General features: G+C 32.7%; 2 protein-coding genes. Both read right to left on the reverse strand.

The window, feature by feature from the left end; all coding sequences use genetic code 11:
* Window positions 1-172 precede the first annotated feature (172 nt).
* Window positions 173-1,552 (reverse strand): IS4 family transposase, encoded by a 1,380-nt coding sequence (locus tag B5G32_RS13470; protein ID WP_087936955.1) that lies wholly within the window; start codon window positions 1,550-1,552, stop codon window positions 173-175.
* Entirely contained in the window at window positions 1,552-1,752 is a 201-nt protein-coding gene (locus B5G32_RS13475; protein ID WP_087305204.1) for a hypothetical protein, read from the reverse strand. Before B5G32_RS13475 ends, B5G32_RS13470 begins: the two co-directional genes overlap by 1 nt.
* Window positions 1,753-1,907 lie beyond the last annotated feature (155 nt).

Raw genomic sequence — 1,907 nt, forward strand, 5'->3', positions numbered from 1 at the left:
CCAATGTCGTCAATTTAAAATGGCAAAAGGATATGTTTAGCCAATTTAGTATCTAATCATATCCTTTTTGTGTTTGAAAACGCTAAAAAAGCGTACAAATACCCCTTGATTTTTGATGATTTTTTTTAAATTTTAGATTATAATTTATATAGATAAGGTGTCTATACTACTCTCATGATTTGATGCGAAGAAATTTGTTTTTAACTTTCTTTATGCTTGGATTTCTTCTTCCATCGACCCTGAACTTAAGTGGGCTTGGCAATTTGATATAGACACCCCATCTTGGATAGAGCCTATTTGGTCGAATAGGCTCTTTATTTTTTGCAGCTTTTTTTATTATTTTTTCTAACAGTTCTTTTATCTTTTGCTTCTGATTTAACAGCTTCGGCAAATTGGCTCTTAGCAGCTGAATTAAATTATTTATGTTTGTTTGATACTTATACTTTGGTGTGTGCACTACAATCTTATCTGATTCCTTTTTTATCATTGCAGCTAAATTATGCACTAGGACCTGTGAATGCATCTCCTGTAATATGAGTTCTGGTTTCTCACTGGTTATTCTCTCCATCTCAAGCTTGTTCTTTAATGTGTCATACCCTGTTTCCTCTGTCCATCTATGGCCATAAAGAACTATTATCTCCTTTCTTGGCCACTCATCACTGCTGAGATTGGTAAAAAGTATTATTTCTTCATCTTCTTCATTTTTCTTTAATTTCTTGATTTCTGATTTCTTATATTTGATGACTCGTATCCTTAGTTTTCTATGTTTTCTAGCATATTCCCTGACTTCATCGATTTTAAATCGATTGATCCACTGATCATCAAATTCAACATTTATCCACCCATCTTCTTCAATCTGCTGAAGATGTTTTTTATAAAAGTTCGGTTTCCCTCTAAAACAATAAAAATCGTTGTTCATTTCAAAATAGAAAAACAAATCACTTGCATCATAATTCCTATCCGCCAGAAACAGCCTTTTTTGTTTGTCCAGTAATTGATGAACATCATCCATCTGTTCATAAGCCATTGGGAGTTCAGCTTTTCGATATGATTGGATAGATAGATTGATATAGATGCCATTGCATATATCATAAAATCCAGATATTCTTGGATTTGTTCTTCTCTGCTGATGTTTATGCAGACCTTTATCGCCAAATGCTTTAATACATTCAGGCGTATCAGGTGCTTCACCGGTAGAACCGTCAATGGCAACAGCGGTATATCCTTTAATTGTATCATATTCATTATTATTATAATAATACTGGCATAGCTGATGGTTAAGATATGGAAATACTTTATAACTGAGTTTTTCCTGTGCCTGAAATATTGCCTGTTTTGAAACTGATTTATCCAGAGCGTCAAATCCAGAAAAATAGTGATTGATTTCATTAGAAACAGTATGCCCATTTCTTGAAAACATAAATTTAAGAAGTCCTGGTAGCCCAAGCTTTGATTCTCTGATGAAATAGTTAGGCTGTTTTCTAGCTATATTAAAAGTATCAGGATGAGATAAAAGAGAATAGAAATATTCAACAATAGAAGTGATAGACATTAATGTTCATCATCATACACAAGTCGAGGTTTTTTCTTTGCATACATAGCCTTGAGATAAGGTAGCTGTTCTTCGGTCAGAAGACCAAAAGAACGGATGGTGCGATGTTTGATTTTACCATTTTCTCGATAAGCTTCGACCAATGAGCAGTAATAAGTACCTTTTTTTCCTCTATTATTTGGTACAGCCTTCACAAACATAAAACCACCTCTTTCTATACTACAATTATATCATAAAATCATTGAAAATTCTATCAATATAGCCAAAATATTCTTTTATATTTTAAAATTAAAAAGTCGATAGATGTCTTAATAGATTTCTATCGGCTTATAGCTTCTTAAATTGACGACATTGG

The organism is Massilimicrobiota sp. An80 (assembly GCF_002159255.1).
Taxonomy (GTDB): Bacteria; Bacillota_I; Bacilli_A; order Erysipelotrichales; family Coprobacillaceae; genus Allocoprobacillus; species Allocoprobacillus merdigallinarum.